Raw genomic sequence first — 17,821 nt, forward strand, 5'->3', positions numbered from 1 at the left:
AGTTGCTGTGCCCTTTTATCATATCTTAAAGTGGCTCTCTTGGCATTACGCAAACTTTACCAATTATATTTGCTTATTTATTGCCTTGCTTATGCACATCAATGATAATCGTTTTATCAATGATTTGACCACAAACACGGCAAACCCCTTGTTCTTTATATAGCGTTTTACAATAATCACAATAATATTGCTGCATTTGCTCACATCCAATATCTCTAATAGATTATTTTATGTAAGCTATGATGATTGTGTTTCTATTATGAAGCTTTTTTCAACTGAGCATTTGTTTCATTTTTTGGTTTATAGGAGACAAAGTAAGCTAGACCAACAAAAACAGCCCCTCCAACTACATTACCTAAAAAGGCAGGTATGATATTACCAATGAAATCTATCCAAGTAAACGAACCTGCAAAAATCGCAGCTGGAATAACGAACATGTTGGCAACAACGTGCTGGAATCCAATCGCAACAAATGCCATAACCGGGAACCAAATAGCCAAAATTTTACCTGCAAAATCATGAGCACCATAAGCTAACCAAACAGCTAGGCATACGAGCCAGTTACAACCAATCGCTGAAACAAATGTTTGTAAGAATGTATCATCAATTTTTGCACCAGCAATCGCTACTGTTTTATCTAGATATGGACCTGTCTCTGTTAATCCAACGACATGTCCAAAGAAATAAGCAACAAACAGTGCCCCTACAAAATTGGATAATAACACCCAAAACCAATTATTTAATAATTGCCCAAGACTAATTCTCTTTGAGAACAAAGCACTCGCAACTGACATCATGTTACCTGTAATCAATTCAGCCCCAGCCAATACTACTAATACAAGGCCTAAAGGGAAAACTGCTGCACCTAAAAACGATCCGAAACTTCCCCACTCTGCCGGTAAATTCCCAATAACACGAATGTCTAATAAAAATCCTAGTGCAATAAATGCCCCACCTAAAAAGCCTAAAACCAACAGCGACAAAAGTGGTGTTTTCGTTTTTGCAACACCTGTTGCAATCGTCTGTTCCATAATTTCTTGCGGTTTACTAAATCCCATTCTAACTACCCCCTAAATAAAAAAGGCAGCACTCAGACACCCCCTACTTTTGTAAAGGATTTCAAAGAATGCTGCCTAACCCTTCTGCAATCACCTACAGAAGTATCAGTCATCATATTTATATTGTTTGTTGTAAAAAGAGATAAAACAGTACTTGCCTTACTTCCATTTACCCATTGCAAACTATATGCTACCAAAAAACAAAAACTTTTACTAGACTATTTTTTATTTTTTTCGTGTAGCGAAGTATTTTTTTATAAGAGGATTCGTTCAGGATAAGTATATATATTCATGTTGCCATTACGAATAAATCCAACAGTCGTAATTCCTAATTCCTCTGCTGAGCGCAAAGCAAACTCTGTTGGTGCAGATTTTGAAAGAATCATTTCACAACCAATCTTTGCTACTTTTAAAAGTATTTCCGAAGAGATTCTTCCTGTGAAAACAATGATCTTCCCTTTCATGCTGATACCCTCTCGTAAACTATAACCATATATCTTATCAAGCGCATTATGCCTACCAATATCCATTCTGCTTAATAATATCCCATTTTTGTCACAAAGCGCAGCGCTATGTACACCACCTGTTTGTTTAAATGTAGTCGCAGAAGCTTGTAATTGTTCCATTAACTGATTACATTCATTGACAGTTAATTGAATGTTAAAATCTTCCATTTTTTTAGCTGTTAATGCATCGTTAACAAAAACAAAGCCTTGTCTACTCATACCACAACAAGAAGTAATATATCTTTTATTTTGGAAGTTTTGTATATAAGGATTTGTACGATCAGTTGTAACATGAACGAACCCTTCCTTTTCTTGTACCCATATATCTTTAATATGCTTGTAAGATCTTATGATACCTTCTGATGCAAGATAACCTATAACCATGTCCTCAATATATTCTGGTGTACATACCATTGTGACTAGCTCTTCTCCATTCAGCTTAACCGTTACAGCATATTCGGTAACAATGGTATCTTCTATTTTTTCAACTTTATTTCCAGTCACTCGTATGATTTTACGACTCGTTTCCACTTGCTTCATCTTTTCGCCTCTTTCTATGAATCTATGATATTTTTATCGAATACAAATACAGATATCGCCATATTCTCTTCCACTTTAATATCAGAAAACAAATGTAACAGCGTCGCGCCGACCAGTTCTTCCATTCCTTCTGGCGTACCTTCAGCATATACATCTTGAATCATTTTTGTTCTTGCTGAATGCACCATTTCTTTGCCATCTTCTGTACGAGAAATAAATTGTTCTGTCGGTGTGAGATTACCGTATAAAGTCGAAACGGCCATATTCTCTACAAACACTGTGTGGATTTTCTCCGGTCCCTTACCAAATAAGTCTTTTCTTAATTTACGAATGATATCATTAAACTCATGCACCATTTTTGACATCTTCTTTACCCCTTTATATAAGATTCTGTCTCAATTGTATAATCATAGTACAAGCAAAAAAAAAATGAAAGGGGCTGCGAATAGGAAAAAAATTGCACGATGATTGCTTCAATGTTTCAAAATACCAAAATTACCCTATTGAACTGTAATCGTTATAAGATTAAATTCATTATTGTTAAATTTAATTTTTAGCGCTATAATAACTAGTGGAATTGTTGGAGGGGTAATATTTTCATGTTGTCTCTCTATCAATGGTACTTTCTACATACTAAAAATGGTATGGATTGGTATAATAGCAAGCGTTGTTATTTAACTATTCCACCATGGATTATGCTCGCTTTTTGTAAGCGGTATAGTACATGGTGGTTTTTTTATTGGTTTAAGCAGAAACACTCACTTTATTCTCTTTAAACCATTGTTTGATCAAGTGTAAGGGGGAAACAAAATTGACTTCCAATGTAAACATTACAATTAATGGTGTGGATTATGAGGGGCATGAGGGGCAAACCATTCTCCAAATCATTAATCAAAATCAAATTGAACATCCACAGATTTGTTATTTACCAGAGGTAGACCCAATACAAACATGTGACACATGTATTGTAGAAGTAAATGGTCAACTTATGCGCTCATGTTCGACTGTAGCAGAAAGTGGTATGAGCGTTAGCTTAAGTTCAAACCGTGCCAAAGAGGCACAAACAGAAGCGATGGACCGTATTTTAGAAAACCATTTACTGTATTGTACAGTTTGTGATAATAATAACGGCAACTGTAAAGTCCATAATACAGCTGAATTATTAGAGATTGAGCATCAAAAGTATCCTTATACGCCTAAAGAAGATAAATCGGCTGTCGATATGTCGCATCCTTTCTATCGTTATGATCCAAATCAATGTATTGCCTGTGGCCAATGTGTTGAGATTTGTCAAAGTCTACAAGTAAATGAAACACTTTCAATTGATTGGGAAAGAGAAAGACCAAGAGTTATTTGGGACCAAGGTGTATCCATTGATGAATCGTCATGTGTTTCATGCGGACAATGTGTAACGGTTTGTCCATGTAATGCCTTAATGGAAAAATCAATGCTCGGTAATGCAGGTTTCATGACAAAGATTGATGATGAGATTATGACACCAATGATTGACCTTGTAAAAGAAGTAGAACCGAACTATGGCACGATTTTTGCTGTATCAGAAGTTGAAGCTGCGATGCGTGAAGAAAGAATCGAAAAAACGAAAACCGTTTGTACTTTCTGTGGTGTAGGTTGTTCGTTTGAAGTTTGGACAAAAGACCGTGAAATTTTGAAAGTGCAACCAAGCCACGATGCACCAGTAAATGCGATTTCCACTTGTGTCAAAGGTAAATTCGGTTGGGATTTTGTTAATTCAGAAGAAAGAATTACAAAACCATTGATTAGAAAAGAAGGTCGCTTTGTAGAAGCTAGTTGGAACGAGGCATTAGACCTAGTAGCTAGTAAACTAGGTAGTATTAAAGAAGAATTCGGCAAAGATTCAATTGGCTTTATTTCTTCTTCAAAAATTACAAATGAAGATAGCTATTCATTACAAAAATTAGCTAGACAAGTATTTGAAACGAATAATATCGATAACTGCTCTCGTTATTGCCAATCACCAGCCACTGATGGCTTATTTAGAACGGTAGGTATGGGCGGTGACGCTGGAACCATTAAAGATATTGCTGATGCAGGTCTTGTCATTATTGTTGGTGCAAACCCAGCAGAAGGTCACCCTGTTCTCGCTACACGTGTGAAAAGAGCGCATAAATACCACGGTCAAAAGCTAATTGTTGCAGACTTGCGTAAAAATGAGATGGCTGAACGTTCTGATTTATTTATCAGTCCGAAACAAGGAACAGACCAAGTTTGGTTGATGGCTGTAACCAAATACATGATTGATCAAGGTTGGCATGATGCTGAATTTATTAAGGAAAATGTCAATTACTTCGATGATTTTAATGAAGTTTTAGAGAAATATACGTTAGCATATGCTGAAGAAACGACTGGTTTATCACAATCACAAATCATCGAAATGGCCGAAATGATTCGTGATGCTGACGGTACTTGTATCCTTTGGGGTATGGGCGTCACGCAAAATACTGGTGGTTCTGATACTTCAGCTGCTATTTCTAACCTGTTATTAGCAACAGGTAACTATCGTCGCCCAGGTGCTGGAGCTTATCCATTGCGTGGACATAACAATGTACAAGGTGCATGTGATATGGGTACCTTACCTACTTGGTTACCAGGCTATCAACATATTACCGATGATATCGCTCGTGCGAAGTTTGAGAAAGCTTACGGAGTTGAGATCTCAGGTACACCAGGTTTAGATAATATTCAAATGTTACAAGCGATTGAAAAAAATGAAATGAAAGCAATGTACCTTGTTGGTGAAGACATGGCACTTGTTGATTCTGACGCGAACCATGTAGATAAAGTACTTTCTAGTCTTGACTTCTTTGTTGTTCAAGATATATTCTTCTCTCGCACAGCTCAATACGCTGACGTTATTTTACCTGCCGCACCATCGCTCGAAAAAACAGGTACATTTACAAATACTGAACGTCGTGTACAAAGATTGTACCAAGCGTTACCAACATTAGGAGACTCTAAACCTGACTGGTGGATTATTCAAGAAGTAGCTAATCGCCTAGGGGCAAATTGGACATATACACACCCTAGTGAAATCTTTGCTGAAATGGCAAGTCTTGCACCACTATTCTCTCAAGCAAGCTATGATGTACTAGAAGGTTGGGGTAGCTTCTTATGGGGAAGTCTTGATGGAGCAAGCACACCATTGTTATATGAAGATGGTTTTAACTTTCCAGACAAAAAAGCGCGTTTCGCCTTATCTGATTGGGCAGAACCTGCATATTTCCCTGAAGAATATGACCTCCATATTAATAATGGGCGTATGCTTGAACACTTCCATGAAGGAAATATGACCAATAAGTCAAGAGGCCTGAATGCAAAAGTACCAGATGTGTTTGTGGAAGTATCAGAAGAACTAGCACAAGAAAGAAAACTTTCGGATGGCTCGACAGTAAGACTCGTCTCTCCATTTGGTGCAGTTAAATTGAATGTTCTAATTACAGACCGAGTGAAGAAAAACGAACTGTACTTACCAATGAATTCAGTTGATAAGGATTCTGCTATCAATTTCTTAACTGGTCCTTTATATGATAAACGAACGCGTACACCGGCTTATAAACAAACGAAAGTTCGTATGGAAATTTTAAATAACAAAGCCGGGGACAAACCATTACCAAAAACGAACCCGCGTAATAAAAAACGCAATCCACAAAACGGCGTGGAAGTTCAACGTAAATGGAATCGCGAAGGCTATGTTCATTTAACAGATCAATAAAGATTGGAGAGGTGATTCATTATGGCAGCGCCTATTACTGAGATTCATCGTGAGAAAAATGAAGCCCTTGAACAAGAGCAAAAGCTTAACGAATTAAAATCATTACTCACTGAAAATGATCAAGCAGTACAAAGCATCATGGCTCTTATTGGCGAATTACAACAAGCAGGTATGCTTGATGCAGCCAATTCCATGTTAAAAGGGAAAGAGCAAATTGCTAAAGTAGCACTTGGTCAAGTAACAAAAGAACCTGTAACCAACTTGATTAACACATTAATGGGTGCAACTGGTGCACTTATGCAAGCTGACCCTGAACAAACAACAAAACTAATTAAAAGTGCAGTATCAGGCATGGACGAAGGAAAAAACTTTTTACATGAAGAAAAGAAAATTGGTATTATGCAATTGGCCAAAGTTTTAAATGACCCTGATATTAATCGCGCGATCGGATTCGGTATTCATTTCCTTAAAGGCATGGGTAAAGAATTAAAAGAAGAGAAATAATGCAGTAAACCTCCCACTCGATTGTTGTGGGAGGTTTTTCATTATCATTTACCCTGAGCAATATAAAAATTATACAAAAAAGACTCTCCCCCCTTCCTCTGGCTATATATAAAACCTAACTTATCGAGATAGAGGACTTCATCATCCTCCTTTCTTTTCTAGTTAATCGTTCACTTCCTAAAGCTATTCTTATACCATGACTTAATCTCATAGATGAGTGACTATTTTGTGCTCGATCTTCATTGCTGTTTTTTTCCTAAATGCTGCTAAGATTATCTACCTTGTACAGCGTTGATGATCTAACATTAATCAAATACGACCGTTAGTTATCCCCCACGCAACCTCAACAAGCCCGTAAAAAAGGCTAACCCTATCAAGCTTTCAAGCCTGATTCTCTCATATGGAATCAATCCCCTTCAAATGTTTGTCAAGGTCCGTCACATCAATGGTGGCCTTCTAAAAGGAGGTTTTATACTAAACGGGGTTTGCGCTATTTATCTTGTTGGTTCTTCTCTTTTATAGCGGGAATTGGGTTGCCCTACTTATCTTGTTGGTTCTTCTCTTTTTAGTAGCAGGGGTTAATTTCGCGCTACTCATCTTGTTGATTCTTCTCTTTTTAGTCGCGCTTTTTGATTTTGCCCTACTCATCTTGTTGGTTCTCCTCTTTTTAGTCGCGCTTTTTGATTTTTCCCTACTCATCTTGTCGCTTCTCCTCTTTTTAGTAGCGCTTTTTGGGGTTGCCCTACTTATCTTGTTGATTCTTCTCTTTTTAGTCGCGCTTTTTGGGGTTGCCCTACTTATCTTGTTGATTCTTCTCTTTTTAGTCGCGCTTTTTGATTTTTCCCTACTCATCTTGTTGATTCTTCTCTTTTTAGTCGCGCTTTTTGGGGTTACCCTACTCATCTTGTTGATTCTTCTCTTTTTAGTCGCGCTTTTTGATTTTTCCCTACTTATCTTGTCTCTTCTTCTCTTTTTAGTCGCGCTTTTTGATTTTTCCCTACTTATCTTGTCGCTTCTCCTCTTTTTAGTAGCGCTTTTTGGGGTTGCCCTACTTATCTTGTTGATTCTTCTCTTTTTAGTCGCGCTTTTTGATTTTGCCCTACTTATCTTGTCGCTTCTCCTCTTTTTAGTCGCGCTTTTTGATTTTACCCTACTCATCTTGTTGATTCTTCTCTTTTTAGTCGCGCATATTGGTTTTACCCTACTTATCTTGTCGCTTCTCCTCTTTTTAGTAGCGCATTTTGATTTTGCCCTACTTATCTTGTCGCTTCTCCTCTTTTTAGTAGCACATATTGATTTTGCTCTACTCATCTTGTCGGTTCTTCTCTTTTTAGTAGCTTATCTTTATTTTGCACTACTCATCTTGTCTCGTCCCCTCTTTTTAGTAGCTTAAATTGATTTACGCTACTCATTTACGCTCACGTTCATTTTAAGTCGCACCAATTGATTCTCATTATTGACGTCCAAATCCAATTTGCGAGGCTCTCAACTCCATTTTCACTTTGAGTGACTTTAGAAGATACACCCATTTTTTATTCCAACTTGGGTATAAGGGCAGTTTTGTAACCTTCCATTATCTCTTCTATTTTTATATCCACAAATAGTTATTTTTTTATAAAAGGCAAAATTGATAGTCTTAAATTTAGCATATCTCTCTCTTTTTCTTCATAAGCATTTTAATAGAAAGGATGGATGATATGCAAAAATCACAAGGCTATCAGTTATTTCTATTTATTAACACTACTGCTCTCTCCATTACTATTGCTTGCATCTTTTTAGCAAGTACCGTCGCACTCGTCACAATAAAGATGTCTTCTGATATTGCTAGTTCTGTCATCAATGGACCTCAATCGCATTCCATTTATCTACACTTATTAAAAAGTGCTAACCAAAGTTTTATTAGTGAGGATGCGATTGAAGAAGTGGCTATCTCTGACCTTGCTTTTAAGTTTGCAACAAGTATTACGCCTGAGGATCCACGGACATTCCTTGGTAGAGAACTCCCTTTATTCTCCTTTTTCGATGGCAAAATTCACATCGCTGGAAAAGGAACAGATTATACAACTTTACCAATTGAGTCAACAAACGTACCAATGGATAAATTATTAAAAGACAAAGAGACTATCGGAAACGATGATGATAATAACGATGACGGGCAGGATGGAACAACATCACCTAAAGAAAAAAATGTGTATATTTATCATTCACATAGTTATGAATCTTACCTTCCATTTATAAAAGAAGCACAGACAGCAGACGACGCTGTAAGTAATGATGAAAAGTATAATGTGATCTCAGTTGGTTCTAAACTACAAAAAGATTTACATGCTGAGGGTATCGGCGTTGAACATAACAGAACAAATATGACAGAAGCATTGCATAGTCAAGGATTACAGCATAATGATGCTTATACAAGGGCAAGAGATTTCGTTTCTGAGGCAATGGCTAGTAATAAAAACTTATCTTACATTATTGATATTCATCGAGATTCACAGAGAAAAGATGTCACTACTATTGACATTAATGGTAAAAGTTATGCTCGACTCTTCTTTGTGGTCGGTGCAGAGAGTAAGAATTACGAAAAGAATTTAAAACTGGCAGAAGATCTTAATAAAGCAGTAGAGGAAAAATACCCTGGTCTAAGTAGAGGAGTCTTAAAGAAAGATTACTCAGTAGGCAATGGTGTCTACAACCAAGACTTATCTGATCGCGCCATTCTCCTAGAAGTCGGCGGTGTCGACAATAACCGTGAAGAACTTGATAATAGTACAGATGCCTTTGCCGATATATTTAGTGAATATTACTGGAAGCAAAAAGAAGTAGAATCTCAGTAATGAAACAGCGACTATTCATTTTGGGTAGTCGCTGTTTACTGGGGATATATTTAACTGCTACATTTCACCCTACTTACAATTGATATAGATAAAGAGATCAAAGGAATTTATAGTAGGATTGATATAAACTTAATTATTGGGGACAGATTATTAGATTCAAACCCGATTGGTGCAACTGGAACGAACTCGAATTATTAATTAAGTTGATTAAGTAAATCGCTATTAAGCATTCACAGTTTCTTTCATTCTCTCTTTCTACCTTAATTGATTTCATACTTATTTAAAATTTTACAAATCTGTGATGCAAATATAATGCAATATCCCTTATAATGAAAGTTGGAAACAATCGACTAATTATATAACAGAGGGGCGTATTAGAATGTTTAAAAAAATTGCTTCAGATGCATTAGGCTTATCAGATATCGGAAAAATTATAAAACCAGAGGATTTTGATAAAACACAATCAGATGATTTTGTACGTCATGAAGATAATGAAAAAATCTATTTTCTTATCATGACGAAAAGTGATGAATATTGCTTTACTAACTTAGGTTTAATTCATATTGACGGGCAAAACGCAATCTCTTCAAAAAGAGTCATGAAGCGTTATCCTTACTTCCAATTTGACGTCAGTGACGTAAAGTTAGAAACAGCTGGTAAGATTGATTTAGATGTAGAGATTAAATTTAATCTTGGTAGTGTCCCATTCAGTATTGATGTTGATAAAAAACAAGTAGATGAATTGAAAGATTTATATAAGGCCTTATTATATATTGCTGAAAAAGTGTATGAAAACAAAATTATGTTAAAAATGGCCAATGATAGCCTTGATAAAGCTGTGCAAGTTCTACATAATTCGAGAATCGGTGAACAAGATCTAGCAAAACAATTCCAAGCCCTCACAGAATTTTCATTTAATTGGCTTGACTCAAGTAAAAATCAACTACATGAAAAAGACTTCGGTTCAGTGTTCGAAAAATACATTAATAACTAAACAGAAAAGGCTTTTGCCGATTATAGATGAAACAAAAGGCAAAGGTATGTCGTTTATAATTTCTTATGTATCAGCAATTCGTAGTACATATCTAATAAAACGAGTTTTGCTCGGATATCTTGGATGAATTTCCTTTAGATGTACGAGCAAATCCTTTTACCACTGCTATCATCCATTTTATATCAAAGATGAACAATCAAACCGAGTTTTAATGAATCGGATTTGAACCGTCTTTTTTTAAAGCAAAGAAAAGCAGCTGACTTGAATTCAGCTGCTTTTCATTACCTATTAAGAAGCTTTCGCTTGCTCAACTTCCTCTTCATTTACTCCACTCTTTTTTCCAAGCATATTAAAAACGATATTTAAAATAATTGCCGTTAAACTCCCAACCACAATTCCGCTTTCAGTAATAATACGGATATTTTCTGGTAGATTCGCAAAGATCGTTGGAACAAATGTAACCCCTACACCTAGACCAACAGAACAAGCGATAATGAGTAGGTTTTCTTGTGAGTTAAAGTCTACTTTGCTTAACATTTTAATTCCTGATGCTATAACCATACCAAACATAGCAAGCATGGCTCCACCCAGCACAGAAGATGGAATAACTGTTGTTAAGGCACCGATTTTAGGTACTAACCCTAAGATGACTAAAAATGCACCAGCAACATAAATAACATTTTTGGTCTTTACACCTGATAATTGAATTAAACCTACATTTTGCGAAAAAGTTGTGTAGGGAAATGCGTTAAAAATACCACCAAAAACGATCGCTAATCCTTCTGCACGATAACCGTTTGCTAAGTCTTTATCTTTTAATTTTTTATTCGTAATATCACCTAATGCGAAATATACACCCGTAGATTCGACAAGGCTGACCATTGCCACGAGAATCATTGTAAGAATCGGAATCAAATCAAAGGTAGGCATTCCGAAATAAAATGGCTGTGGCATATGGAAGAATGACGCCTCCCCAACCGCTGAAAAATTCACTTTCCCCATGATAGAAGCAATAATTGTTCCAACAATAATACCAATTAAAATCGAAATAGCACGTACAAAGCCTTTTGTAAACTTATACAAAACTAAGATAACAAGAAGCGTTGAAAAAGCTAAAATAACATTTTCCGTTGAACCAAAATCTGGACTACCTTCCCCGCCAGCCATATTATTCATAGCTACAGGAACTAAAGTTAATCCGATTATTGTCACAACTGATCCTGTTACGACAGGAGGGAAAAATCTAACCAATTTACCAAAGAAAGTAGCAACCAATATTACAAATAATCCAGATACAAGAATGGCACCATAAATGGATGTAATACCATAGTTTCCGCCGATTGTAATCATCGGCCCTACTGCTGTAAATGTACAACCTAGAACAACCGGCAAACCGATACCAAAAAATCTATTCTTCCAAACTTGCAATAATGTGGCAATCCCACACATCATAATATCAATTGATACAAGATAGGTTAATTGCTCTGCTGTTAAACCTAGGGCACCACCAACAATCAATGGGACAATAACTGCTCCAGCGTACATGGCGAGCACATGTTGTATTCCTAGGGAAGCTAATTTCAACGGATTTTGATTCATTTTGAGGATTCCTCCATCTCTTCAACTTGTGTAAAAGTAACCTTGCTATCCGCAAGTGATTGAACAATTGCTAAAGATTCAACTTTATAACCTTTTTCGCGTAATTGTTTTCCTCCATCTTGGAATCCCTTTTCAATGACAATGCCCATACCAGCGATAGATGCTTTCGCTTGGTCCACGATATCCGCTAAGCCTAGAGCAGCCTGCCCATTTGCTAAGAAGTCATCAATGATCAACAGACGGTCATTTTCACTTATAAATTTTTGCGATACTGAAATCTCATTGGTTTCTTGTTTTGTAAATGAATACACCTCTGCAGTTAACAAATCATTAACCAATGTCAAAGATTTTCTCTTCCTAGCAAAGACAACAGGTACATTCAAATATAATCCAGTCATGACAGCTGGAGCAATTCCTGAAGATTCTAATGTAAGTATCTTCGTCACGCCTTCATCTTTAAACCGAGCTGCAAATTCTTTGCCTATTTCTAACATAAGCTCAGGATCAATCTGGTGATTAAGAAAAGAATCTACCTTCAAAACAGTATCTGAAAGTACTTTTCCTTCTTGTTTGATTTTTTCTTTAAGCAGCTCCATAATTATCCCCCTTGGCTATAATACAAAAAACCTAAAAGTCATCCGCTTCACTTTCAACTTGAGTGCAGCAAGGACCTTTAGGTTTTAAAGGTGTGGAAACAAGAGCAGATAAAAGACTACTCCTCCACTTGCTCACCCATAGTCAAATAATTTACGGTTATTCGGTAGAAACTCGCGGACCATATTTCCGCTATTATATGAATGACAACTATTAAGTTATTTAAATTGAATTACTATCATTATATCATGCGACTTCAAAAATTCAATAGGATAATGATAGAAAAAACGAACAATAGAGAATTTCTTGTAATTATCATTCGTATATTATTGGTAATTTTCTAAAATCTCATTTTCCGTTACTCCGTTTATATAAAGAAATAACCATTTTTAAGGATAAAAATGTTCCCTTCTCTTAAAATCATCTTTACTCTTGATATTTCTGCAAACTATATCATTTCTAACAAAAAAAACATCTAAACCTACTTCAATGAATAGGTTCAGATGTTTAAATATCTTAATAAGCTTCATTATTGGGTGATTTCATCGCTTGTATAGCGCTTCCTTTTCTTTTGCGGTAAGTTCACCACAACAACTGAACCGACAATAAACAAAGCACCCACTACTTGTAACCAAACAAGGCTTTCATTAAATAATAATACACCCATTATTGTAGCAACCACAGGTTCAACTGTGGAAATGACTGCTGCTGTACTTCCTTCTGTTTTCTCTAACCCTTTTGTATAAAGAATATAAGCAAGTACTGTTGGTATAAGCCCTAGGCCAACACTTAAAAGTATGACATCAGTTTGCATAAAGAGTGTACTTTTCTCCCACAAACTTGTTATTGGTATAAGCACAACAGCTGCGATAATAAAAGTAAAAAATGTTACGGCAAAAGGAGAATAGCGGTTGAGCGCGAATTTACCAAATATTGTATAAAGGGCATAACCTATACCTGAGCCTAAACCAGTAATTATACCTAAAATGGTTATTTGACTCTCTCCTAAGGCTAAGCCTGCAATTAATATGCAACCCGCCATTGTCATAATAACGGCGATAATTTTATTTATTGTCATTTTCTCTTTTAAAAACATAAATGATAGAATCGTCACAAATGCAGGTGCTGTATAAAGAAATATAACTGCCATGGATATACTCATCTCACTCATAGTCGTGAAATAACAAAAATTGAATAACACGATGCTACAAATGCCTGTACCAAGGAAGTACCGTACATCACCTACAGCGTGTAACTTCATCTCTTGGCGATAATGGATAAAACCTATCAGCAATAAAAATAAAACAGCAAAAATAGCGCGAATCGCTACGATTTCCATTGAAGTGAAACCAGCAGAAGCTAATCCCTTCACAAATAAGCCAATAATTCCCCATAAACTTGCTCCAGCCGCAATCATTATAAAGGGCAGAATACGTTTCATCTTCCACTCCCCGTTTCTAGCGATATCTAGTTTAGTTGATAAATTGCACGATACTTATCTGTTAAATAGTCAATAAGATACTGTACATTTAAGCCTTCTCCAGTTGCCGATTGAATGATTTCTAAAGGCTCTTTCATACGCCCGTAGCGATGGACAATCTCAGTTAACCACTCTCTAATCGGGGTAAGATTGCCCTCTTCTAACAATTGATCAAACTCAGGTATACTCTTCAACATACTTTGTTTTAATTGTGCTGCGTACATATAGCCTAACGCATAGGATGGGAAATATCCAAAGCTTCCGCTTGCCCAATGAACGTCCTGCAAGACACCTTCTGCATCATTTTTAGGCGTAATCCCTAAATATTCTTCATATTTTTCATTCCATAATTGCGGCAAATCTTTCACTTCGATTTCATCATTAAATAATGCCTTTTCTAGTTCATAACGAATCATAATATGAAGCGGATAAGTTAATTCATCTGCTTCTATACGAATCATAGATGGCTTAGATTCATTAATCGCATGATAGAATTCATCTAATGTAATGCCGTCAAATTGATCCGGTGCATATTGATTGAGCAGTGCAAAATTATGTTGCCAGAACCCTTTATGACGACTGACAAAATTTTCATAAAAAAGCGATTGTGATTCATGTATACCTGTTGATGTACCTTGATGGAGGGGGGTATTTTCTAGCTCTTTAGAGATATTTTGTTCATAAATCGCGTGCCCACCTTCATGAATCGTACCGAATACTGCCATGCGAAAATCATTTTCGTCATATCTCGTTGTGATGCGGTAATCTCCAGAATTAATACCAGTTGCAAATGGATGGACGGTATCATCTAATCTCCCTGCCTCAAAGTCATAGCCCATTTGATTAAGAATTTGGATTGTAAATTCCTTTTGTTTTTCCTTAGGGAAAGTTGCATATAGGAAATCTGTTTCTGGTTTACTTTGTGATTGAGCAACTTCTTTTACAAGTGGCACAATTGATTGTCGTAACTGACCGAACACTTCGTCTAATGTTTTCACCGTCATCCCTGGTTCATGGTGATCTAATAATGTATTATACTTATGTTCTTTGTAACCCCAATAATTGATAAAACGTTTATTATAATCGACGAGTTTTTCTAAATACGGCAAAAACATTGAGAAATCTGACTTTTCTCGCGCCTCTTCCCATACTGTTTCAGCGTGCGATTGAATAGATACATATTCTCTAAATTCATCAGCAGGAATTTTTTTATTCAAATTATACTCTTTTTTACATACTTCAACTAACCTATTCGTTCGCTCTGAAAGTTTATTTTTTGCCTGCTCATCACTTAACTTCCCTATGTATGCCGCCATTTCTTCGCTCGTACACATGGCAAAGATCTCAGAAGACAACATACCTATCGTTTCAGCTCTTTGTTCAGCACCTTTGCGCGGGGCACCTGTTCGTAAATCCCAATGCATAAGAGAAACTGCTTCCTTATAAGCCATCACTTTTTTAACAAATGCTAAAAACTCATTTTCAACATTAGTAATCATCGCATCCATCGTCATTCCCCCTTCTTATTACTAGGTTTATTTTAGCATAATCTATTCTATAAAAGCTGATGTTTTATTTATCTTTATTAGTTACTACATAATTAAAAATAACAATCAAAGTATTTATTTAGCCCATAATAAAAGAGAGACCTAAATTGAAGTCTCTCTTTCATTTTAACCATTATTAACCATCACAGGCAGTATATTCAATACTTTTTCCTTAACCTCTTCCGAATGATTTTCGTCAAATAAAATATGCACATTACCATGATCCTCATTTGTACGAATAAGACGGCCAATTCCTTGTCTCATGCGCAGCAACATATAAGGCATGTCCACCTCTTCAAAAGCCTTGCTTGTTTGTTCTCTTTTTGATTGGAACACTGGGTCATTAGGTGGAAAAGGCAATGAATAGATAAAGACATTTTCAAGCGATACACCAGGAATATCCAAACCTTCCCATAAATGCACTGACGCAAGAATGGACTGCTCTTCATTTTGGAATTTTGAAACGAGCGTACTAATTTCTGCTTCTCCTTCAAAATAAATCGGGTAGTTAAGTTTTCCTTCTGCATAGTCTTTAAACAATGCTAACTCTTCTTTCTTTGAAAAAAGAAGTAAACTACCGCCTTGCATCTTATTTAATTGCGCAATCATATAATCCATTTTTTGCTGATGGTCACCTGTCTCAAAGAATGGTGCCAAGGCAGTCATATTATTTTCGTAATCAAATGGTGATTCTACTGTGAAGGAAAGAAAATCATCGACCCCTAAGCTTTTGGCAATATAGTTAAACGATTGTTCTTCAGATAAAGTCGCTGATGAAAAGATAAAAGGAATGTCCTGAGAGAATACTTCTTCTCTCATAATTTCTTCTACCAATCTCGGCATAATGATTAAAGTTCTTTCTTCTTTTTCTTCTTCAAACCAGGCGATACCACTTTGGTCTTTAATAAATAGTGATAAAGAATAGGAAATCTGCTCAAGATACTCTTCCACAACCTTTAGTTCGTATTCATTAATGACATACATTTCACTCTCAAACACGAGTTCTTCTTCTAGTTGACTAATATGGGCAAATAGTTTTTTCGCTTCGTCTATTAAAGCTTTCTCTCGTTTAATCATTTGTTTTTCAGAGCCTGTAATTTTCTCAGTCGTTTGTGATAGTATGCGAAAGAACATTTCACTTTGGTAAATTGTATCTTCAATTGTATGCAATGTTTTTTCACGTACATCGTTTGCCATTAATCTCGTTAACAAAGACTCTAAAATTTGTTCAGTTAGTCGATAAGTTAAAGCTTTTTGAGCAGCATATTCTAACAAATGTCCTTCATCAAAGACAACACTTGAAGCTTCTGGCAATAGTGGTAGCTGTCCTTCTCGCTTTCTTGATTCCTTTGTCCAAATATGTTCCATATAAAAATCATGAGAGCAAATAATGATGTCTGTTGATTGGCGATAATGGTCTCGATGCAATGTTTGCCCACAACGGTGACGTTTTTCACAAGTGAAACAATCTTGCAAAGAGTCCCAACCAATCTGCTCCCATTGTTCATCAGTCAGCTCCGGATAGCTTTTGCGATCACCATAAGGTGTAAACTTTTTCATGGAGACATTTTCCTCAACAAAGGATGGGAGGCTTTCGTGTACATCCATAAAGATATCATCACTATCAATCGATGCTAGCTGTTTATCCAGCTTATTCAAACATAAATATTGCTCTCTTGATTTAGCTAAACGAACATCGATATTTAAATTTAAAGCTTTCTCTAACTTGGCAATATCTCCTTCTGGCTTTACTAACTGTTCAATTAACGTTTCATCAGCACAAGCAATAATCGCAGGCTGGTGGCGGTACCGCGCGTAACAAAGGGCATATAATAAATAGACTATGGTTTTTCCTGTTCCCACTCCTGCTTCAGCAAATACGACCTTTCGATCTTTCATCGCATTTTCTAATTGGAAGGCCATATAAATTTGTTCATCGCGTATATCAAATCCACTCTCTGGAAGTAGATCATAGAATACATCACCAATCCAATCCCCTAGTTTCTCGTAGAATGATTCTGTTTTTTCAACCGTAAACGGCATCTGACTCTGTTGCATGACGTTCCCCCGTTTTCTTCTTTTATGAACCCTATTGTAGCAAAAAAAAGTCGAAACCCCTCAATCATACAAGGTTTCGATAAGCGATTACTATCTCTTTAATTTATTTTTGATAATGAATACGATAATGCATGCCTAATTTCTTGTTGGGCGGATTGCAATTTTTTTAGTGCATCACTATCTTTCATTTGATCTGTTGATATCGCTTGTATAGATCCATCAATTGCTTGCATTATTTTGTGAAAATCAATTTGCGTATCTTTCATTATCATGACCTCCATGAACCATTCGATATATGTATTCTATTCACTTTTATGGCATCATATACCTGCTTTAAAAAGAGAAATACAATCATA

At 36.1% G+C, this 17,821-nt stretch carries 15 protein-coding genes and 1 riboswitch; of the genes, 4 read left to right on the top strand and 11 right to left on the bottom strand.

Going from position 1 to position 17,821, the window contains the following annotated elements:
- Positions 1-73: 73 nt before the first annotated feature.
- The 4 genes from LG276_RS14615 to LG276_RS14630 all read right to left on the bottom strand — a co-directional run bounded on the left by LG276_RS14615 (position 74) and on the right by LG276_RS14630 (position 2,469).
- Positions 74-196 (bottom strand): hypothetical protein, encoded by a 123-nt coding sequence (locus LG276_RS14615; RefSeq protein ID WP_263624244.1) that lies wholly within the window; start codon positions 194-196, stop codon positions 74-76.
- A 61-nt stretch (positions 197-257) separates the two neighbouring features.
- A complete protein-coding gene (locus LG276_RS14620; protein WP_224937491.1) occupies positions 258-1,058 on the bottom strand; it encodes a formate/nitrite transporter family protein in 801 nt (266 codons plus the stop codon).
- A gap of 254 nt (positions 1,059-1,312) precedes the next feature.
- On the bottom strand, positions 1,313-2,104 hold the full coding sequence (fdhD, locus tag LG276_RS14625) for a formate dehydrogenase accessory sulfurtransferase FdhD (RefSeq protein ID WP_404292224.1): 792 nt from the start codon (positions 2,102-2,104) through the stop codon (positions 1,313-1,315).
- Between the two features lie 14 nt (positions 2,105-2,118).
- A complete protein-coding gene (locus LG276_RS14630; protein ID WP_095372820.1) occupies positions 2,119-2,469 on the bottom strand; it encodes a DUF2294 domain-containing protein in 351 nt (116 codons plus the stop codon).
- A gap of 446 nt (positions 2,470-2,915) precedes the next feature.
- On the opposite strand from LG276_RS14630, the gene fdhF reads away from it, so the two are divergent.
- Both fdhF and LG276_RS14640 read left to right on the top strand, forming a co-directional pair.
- Positions 2,916-5,855 carry a formate dehydrogenase subunit alpha gene (gene fdhF / locus LG276_RS14635; RefSeq protein ID WP_251161887.1) on the top strand — a complete coding sequence of 980 codons (2,940 nt, stop codon included), beginning with the start codon at positions 2,916-2,918 and terminating at the stop codon, positions 5,853-5,855.
- Between the two features lie 21 nt (positions 5,856-5,876).
- Positions 5,877-6,359 (top strand): DUF1641 domain-containing protein, encoded by a 483-nt coding sequence (locus LG276_RS14640; RefSeq protein WP_251161888.1) that lies wholly within the window; start codon positions 5,877-5,879, stop codon positions 6,357-6,359.
- A gap of 516 nt (positions 6,360-6,875) precedes the next feature.
- Here LG276_RS14640 and LG276_RS14645 read toward each other — a convergent pair.
- Positions 6,876-7,670, bottom strand: a complete 795-nt coding sequence (locus tag LG276_RS14645) for a hypothetical protein (RefSeq protein WP_404292226.1) — start codon at positions 7,668-7,670, stop codon at positions 6,876-6,878.
- A gap of 386 nt (positions 7,671-8,056) precedes the next feature.
- Here LG276_RS14645 and spoIIP point away from each other — a divergent pair, with 386 nt between their 5' ends.
- Entirely contained in the window at positions 8,057-9,193 is a 1,137-nt protein-coding gene (spoIIP, locus tag LG276_RS14650; RefSeq protein ID WP_404292228.1) for a stage II sporulation protein P, read from the top strand.
- Between the two features lie 379 nt (positions 9,194-9,572).
- Positions 9,573-10,187: a PH domain-containing protein gene (locus tag LG276_RS14655; RefSeq protein ID WP_224937484.1), complete on the top strand. Its 615-nt coding sequence runs from the start codon at positions 9,573-9,575 to the stop codon at positions 10,185-10,187.
- A 288-nt stretch (positions 10,188-10,475) separates the two neighbouring features.
- Here the strand turns inward: LG276_RS14655 and LG276_RS14660 are convergent, their stop codons facing one another.
- The 6 genes from LG276_RS14660 to LG276_RS14685 all read right to left on the bottom strand — a co-directional run bounded on the left by LG276_RS14660 (position 10,476) and on the right by LG276_RS14685 (position 17,731).
- Complete coding sequence (locus tag LG276_RS14660; protein ID WP_224937483.1) at positions 10,476-11,786, bottom strand: nucleobase:cation symporter-2 family protein; 1,311 nt, start codon at positions 11,784-11,786, stop codon at positions 10,476-10,478.
- On the bottom strand, positions 11,783-12,382 hold the full coding sequence (locus LG276_RS14665) for a xanthine phosphoribosyltransferase (protein ID WP_251161891.1): 600 nt from the start codon (positions 12,380-12,382) through the stop codon (positions 11,783-11,785). Before LG276_RS14665 ends, LG276_RS14660 begins: the two co-directional genes overlap by 4 nt.
- A 119-nt stretch (positions 12,383-12,501) precedes the next feature.
- A riboswitch (purine riboswitch) is annotated at positions 12,502-12,603 on the bottom strand.
- 306 nt (positions 12,604-12,909) lie between these two features.
- Positions 12,910-13,821: a DMT family transporter gene (locus LG276_RS14670; protein ID WP_404292230.1), complete on the bottom strand. Its 912-nt coding sequence runs from the start codon at positions 13,819-13,821 to the stop codon at positions 12,910-12,912.
- A 26-nt stretch (positions 13,822-13,847) separates the two neighbouring features.
- Positions 13,848-15,368 carry a carboxypeptidase M32 gene (locus LG276_RS14675; protein ID WP_404292232.1) on the bottom strand — a complete coding sequence of 507 codons (1,521 nt, stop codon included), beginning with the start codon at positions 15,366-15,368 and terminating at the stop codon, positions 13,848-13,850.
- Between the two features lie 165 nt (positions 15,369-15,533).
- Positions 15,534-17,465 carry an ATP-dependent DNA helicase gene (locus tag LG276_RS14680; protein ID WP_404292234.1) on the bottom strand — a complete coding sequence of 644 codons (1,932 nt, stop codon included), beginning with the start codon at positions 17,463-17,465 and terminating at the stop codon, positions 15,534-15,536.
- A gap of 98 nt (positions 17,466-17,563) precedes the next feature.
- Positions 17,564-17,731: a hypothetical protein gene (locus LG276_RS14685; protein ID WP_157733946.1), complete on the bottom strand. Its 168-nt coding sequence runs from the start codon at positions 17,729-17,731 to the stop codon at positions 17,564-17,566.
- Positions 17,732-17,821 lie beyond the last annotated feature (90 nt).

The organism is Cytobacillus kochii, assembly GCF_044790165.1.
Lineage (GTDB): Bacteria > Bacillota > Bacilli > Bacillales > Cytobacillaceae > Cytobacillus > Cytobacillus kochii.

What these genes read in the sequence shown, in the direction of transcription:
- LG276_RS14660 (WP_224937483.1), bottom strand. Translation starts at nt 11,786, where the DNA reads ATGAATCAAAATCCGTTGAAATTAGCTTCCCTAGGAATACAACATGTG.
- LG276_RS14655 (WP_224937484.1), top strand. Translation starts at nt 9,573, where the DNA reads ATGTTTAAAAAAATTGCTTCAGATGCATTAGGCTTATCAGATATCGGA.
- LG276_RS14675 (WP_404292232.1), bottom strand. Translation starts at nt 15,368, where the DNA reads ATGGATGCGATGATTACTAATGTTGAAAATGAGTTTTTAGCATTTGTT.
- LG276_RS14630 (WP_095372820.1), bottom strand. Translation starts at nt 2,469, where the DNA reads ATGTCAAAAATGGTGCATGAGTTTAATGATATCATTCGTAAATTAAGA.
- LG276_RS14620 (WP_224937491.1), bottom strand. Translation starts at nt 1,058, where the DNA reads ATGGGATTTAGTAAACCGCAAGAAATTATGGAACAGACGATTGCAACA.
- fdhD (WP_404292224.1), bottom strand. Translation starts at nt 2,104, where the DNA reads ATGAAGCAAGTGGAAACGAGTCGTAAAATCATACGAGTGACTGGAAAT.
- LG276_RS14665 (WP_251161891.1), bottom strand. Translation starts at nt 12,382, where the DNA reads ATGGAGCTGCTTAAAGAAAAAATCAAACAAGAAGGAAAAGTACTTTCA.
- LG276_RS14640 (WP_251161888.1), top strand. Translation starts at nt 5,877, where the DNA reads ATGGCAGCGCCTATTACTGAGATTCATCGTGAGAAAAATGAAGCCCTT.
- LG276_RS14645 (WP_404292226.1), bottom strand. Translation starts at nt 7,670, where the DNA reads ATGAGTAGAGCAAAATCAATATGTGCTACTAAAAAGAGGAGAAGCGAC.
- LG276_RS14685 (WP_157733946.1), bottom strand. Translation starts at nt 17,731, where the DNA reads ATGAAAGATACGCAAATTGATTTTCACAAAATAATGCAAGCAATTGAT.
- spoIIP (WP_404292228.1), top strand. Translation starts at nt 8,057, where the DNA reads ATGCAAAAATCACAAGGCTATCAGTTATTTCTATTTATTAACACTACT.
- LG276_RS14615 (WP_263624244.1), bottom strand. Translation starts at nt 196, where the DNA reads ATGCAGCAATATTATTGTGATTATTGTAAAACGCTATATAAAGAACAA.
- LG276_RS14670 (WP_404292230.1), bottom strand. Translation starts at nt 13,821, where the DNA reads ATGAAACGTATTCTGCCCTTTATAATGATTGCGGCTGGAGCAAGTTTA.
- LG276_RS14680 (WP_404292234.1), bottom strand. Translation starts at nt 17,465, where the DNA reads ATGCAACAGAGTCAGATGCCGTTTACGGTTGAAAAAACAGAATCATTC.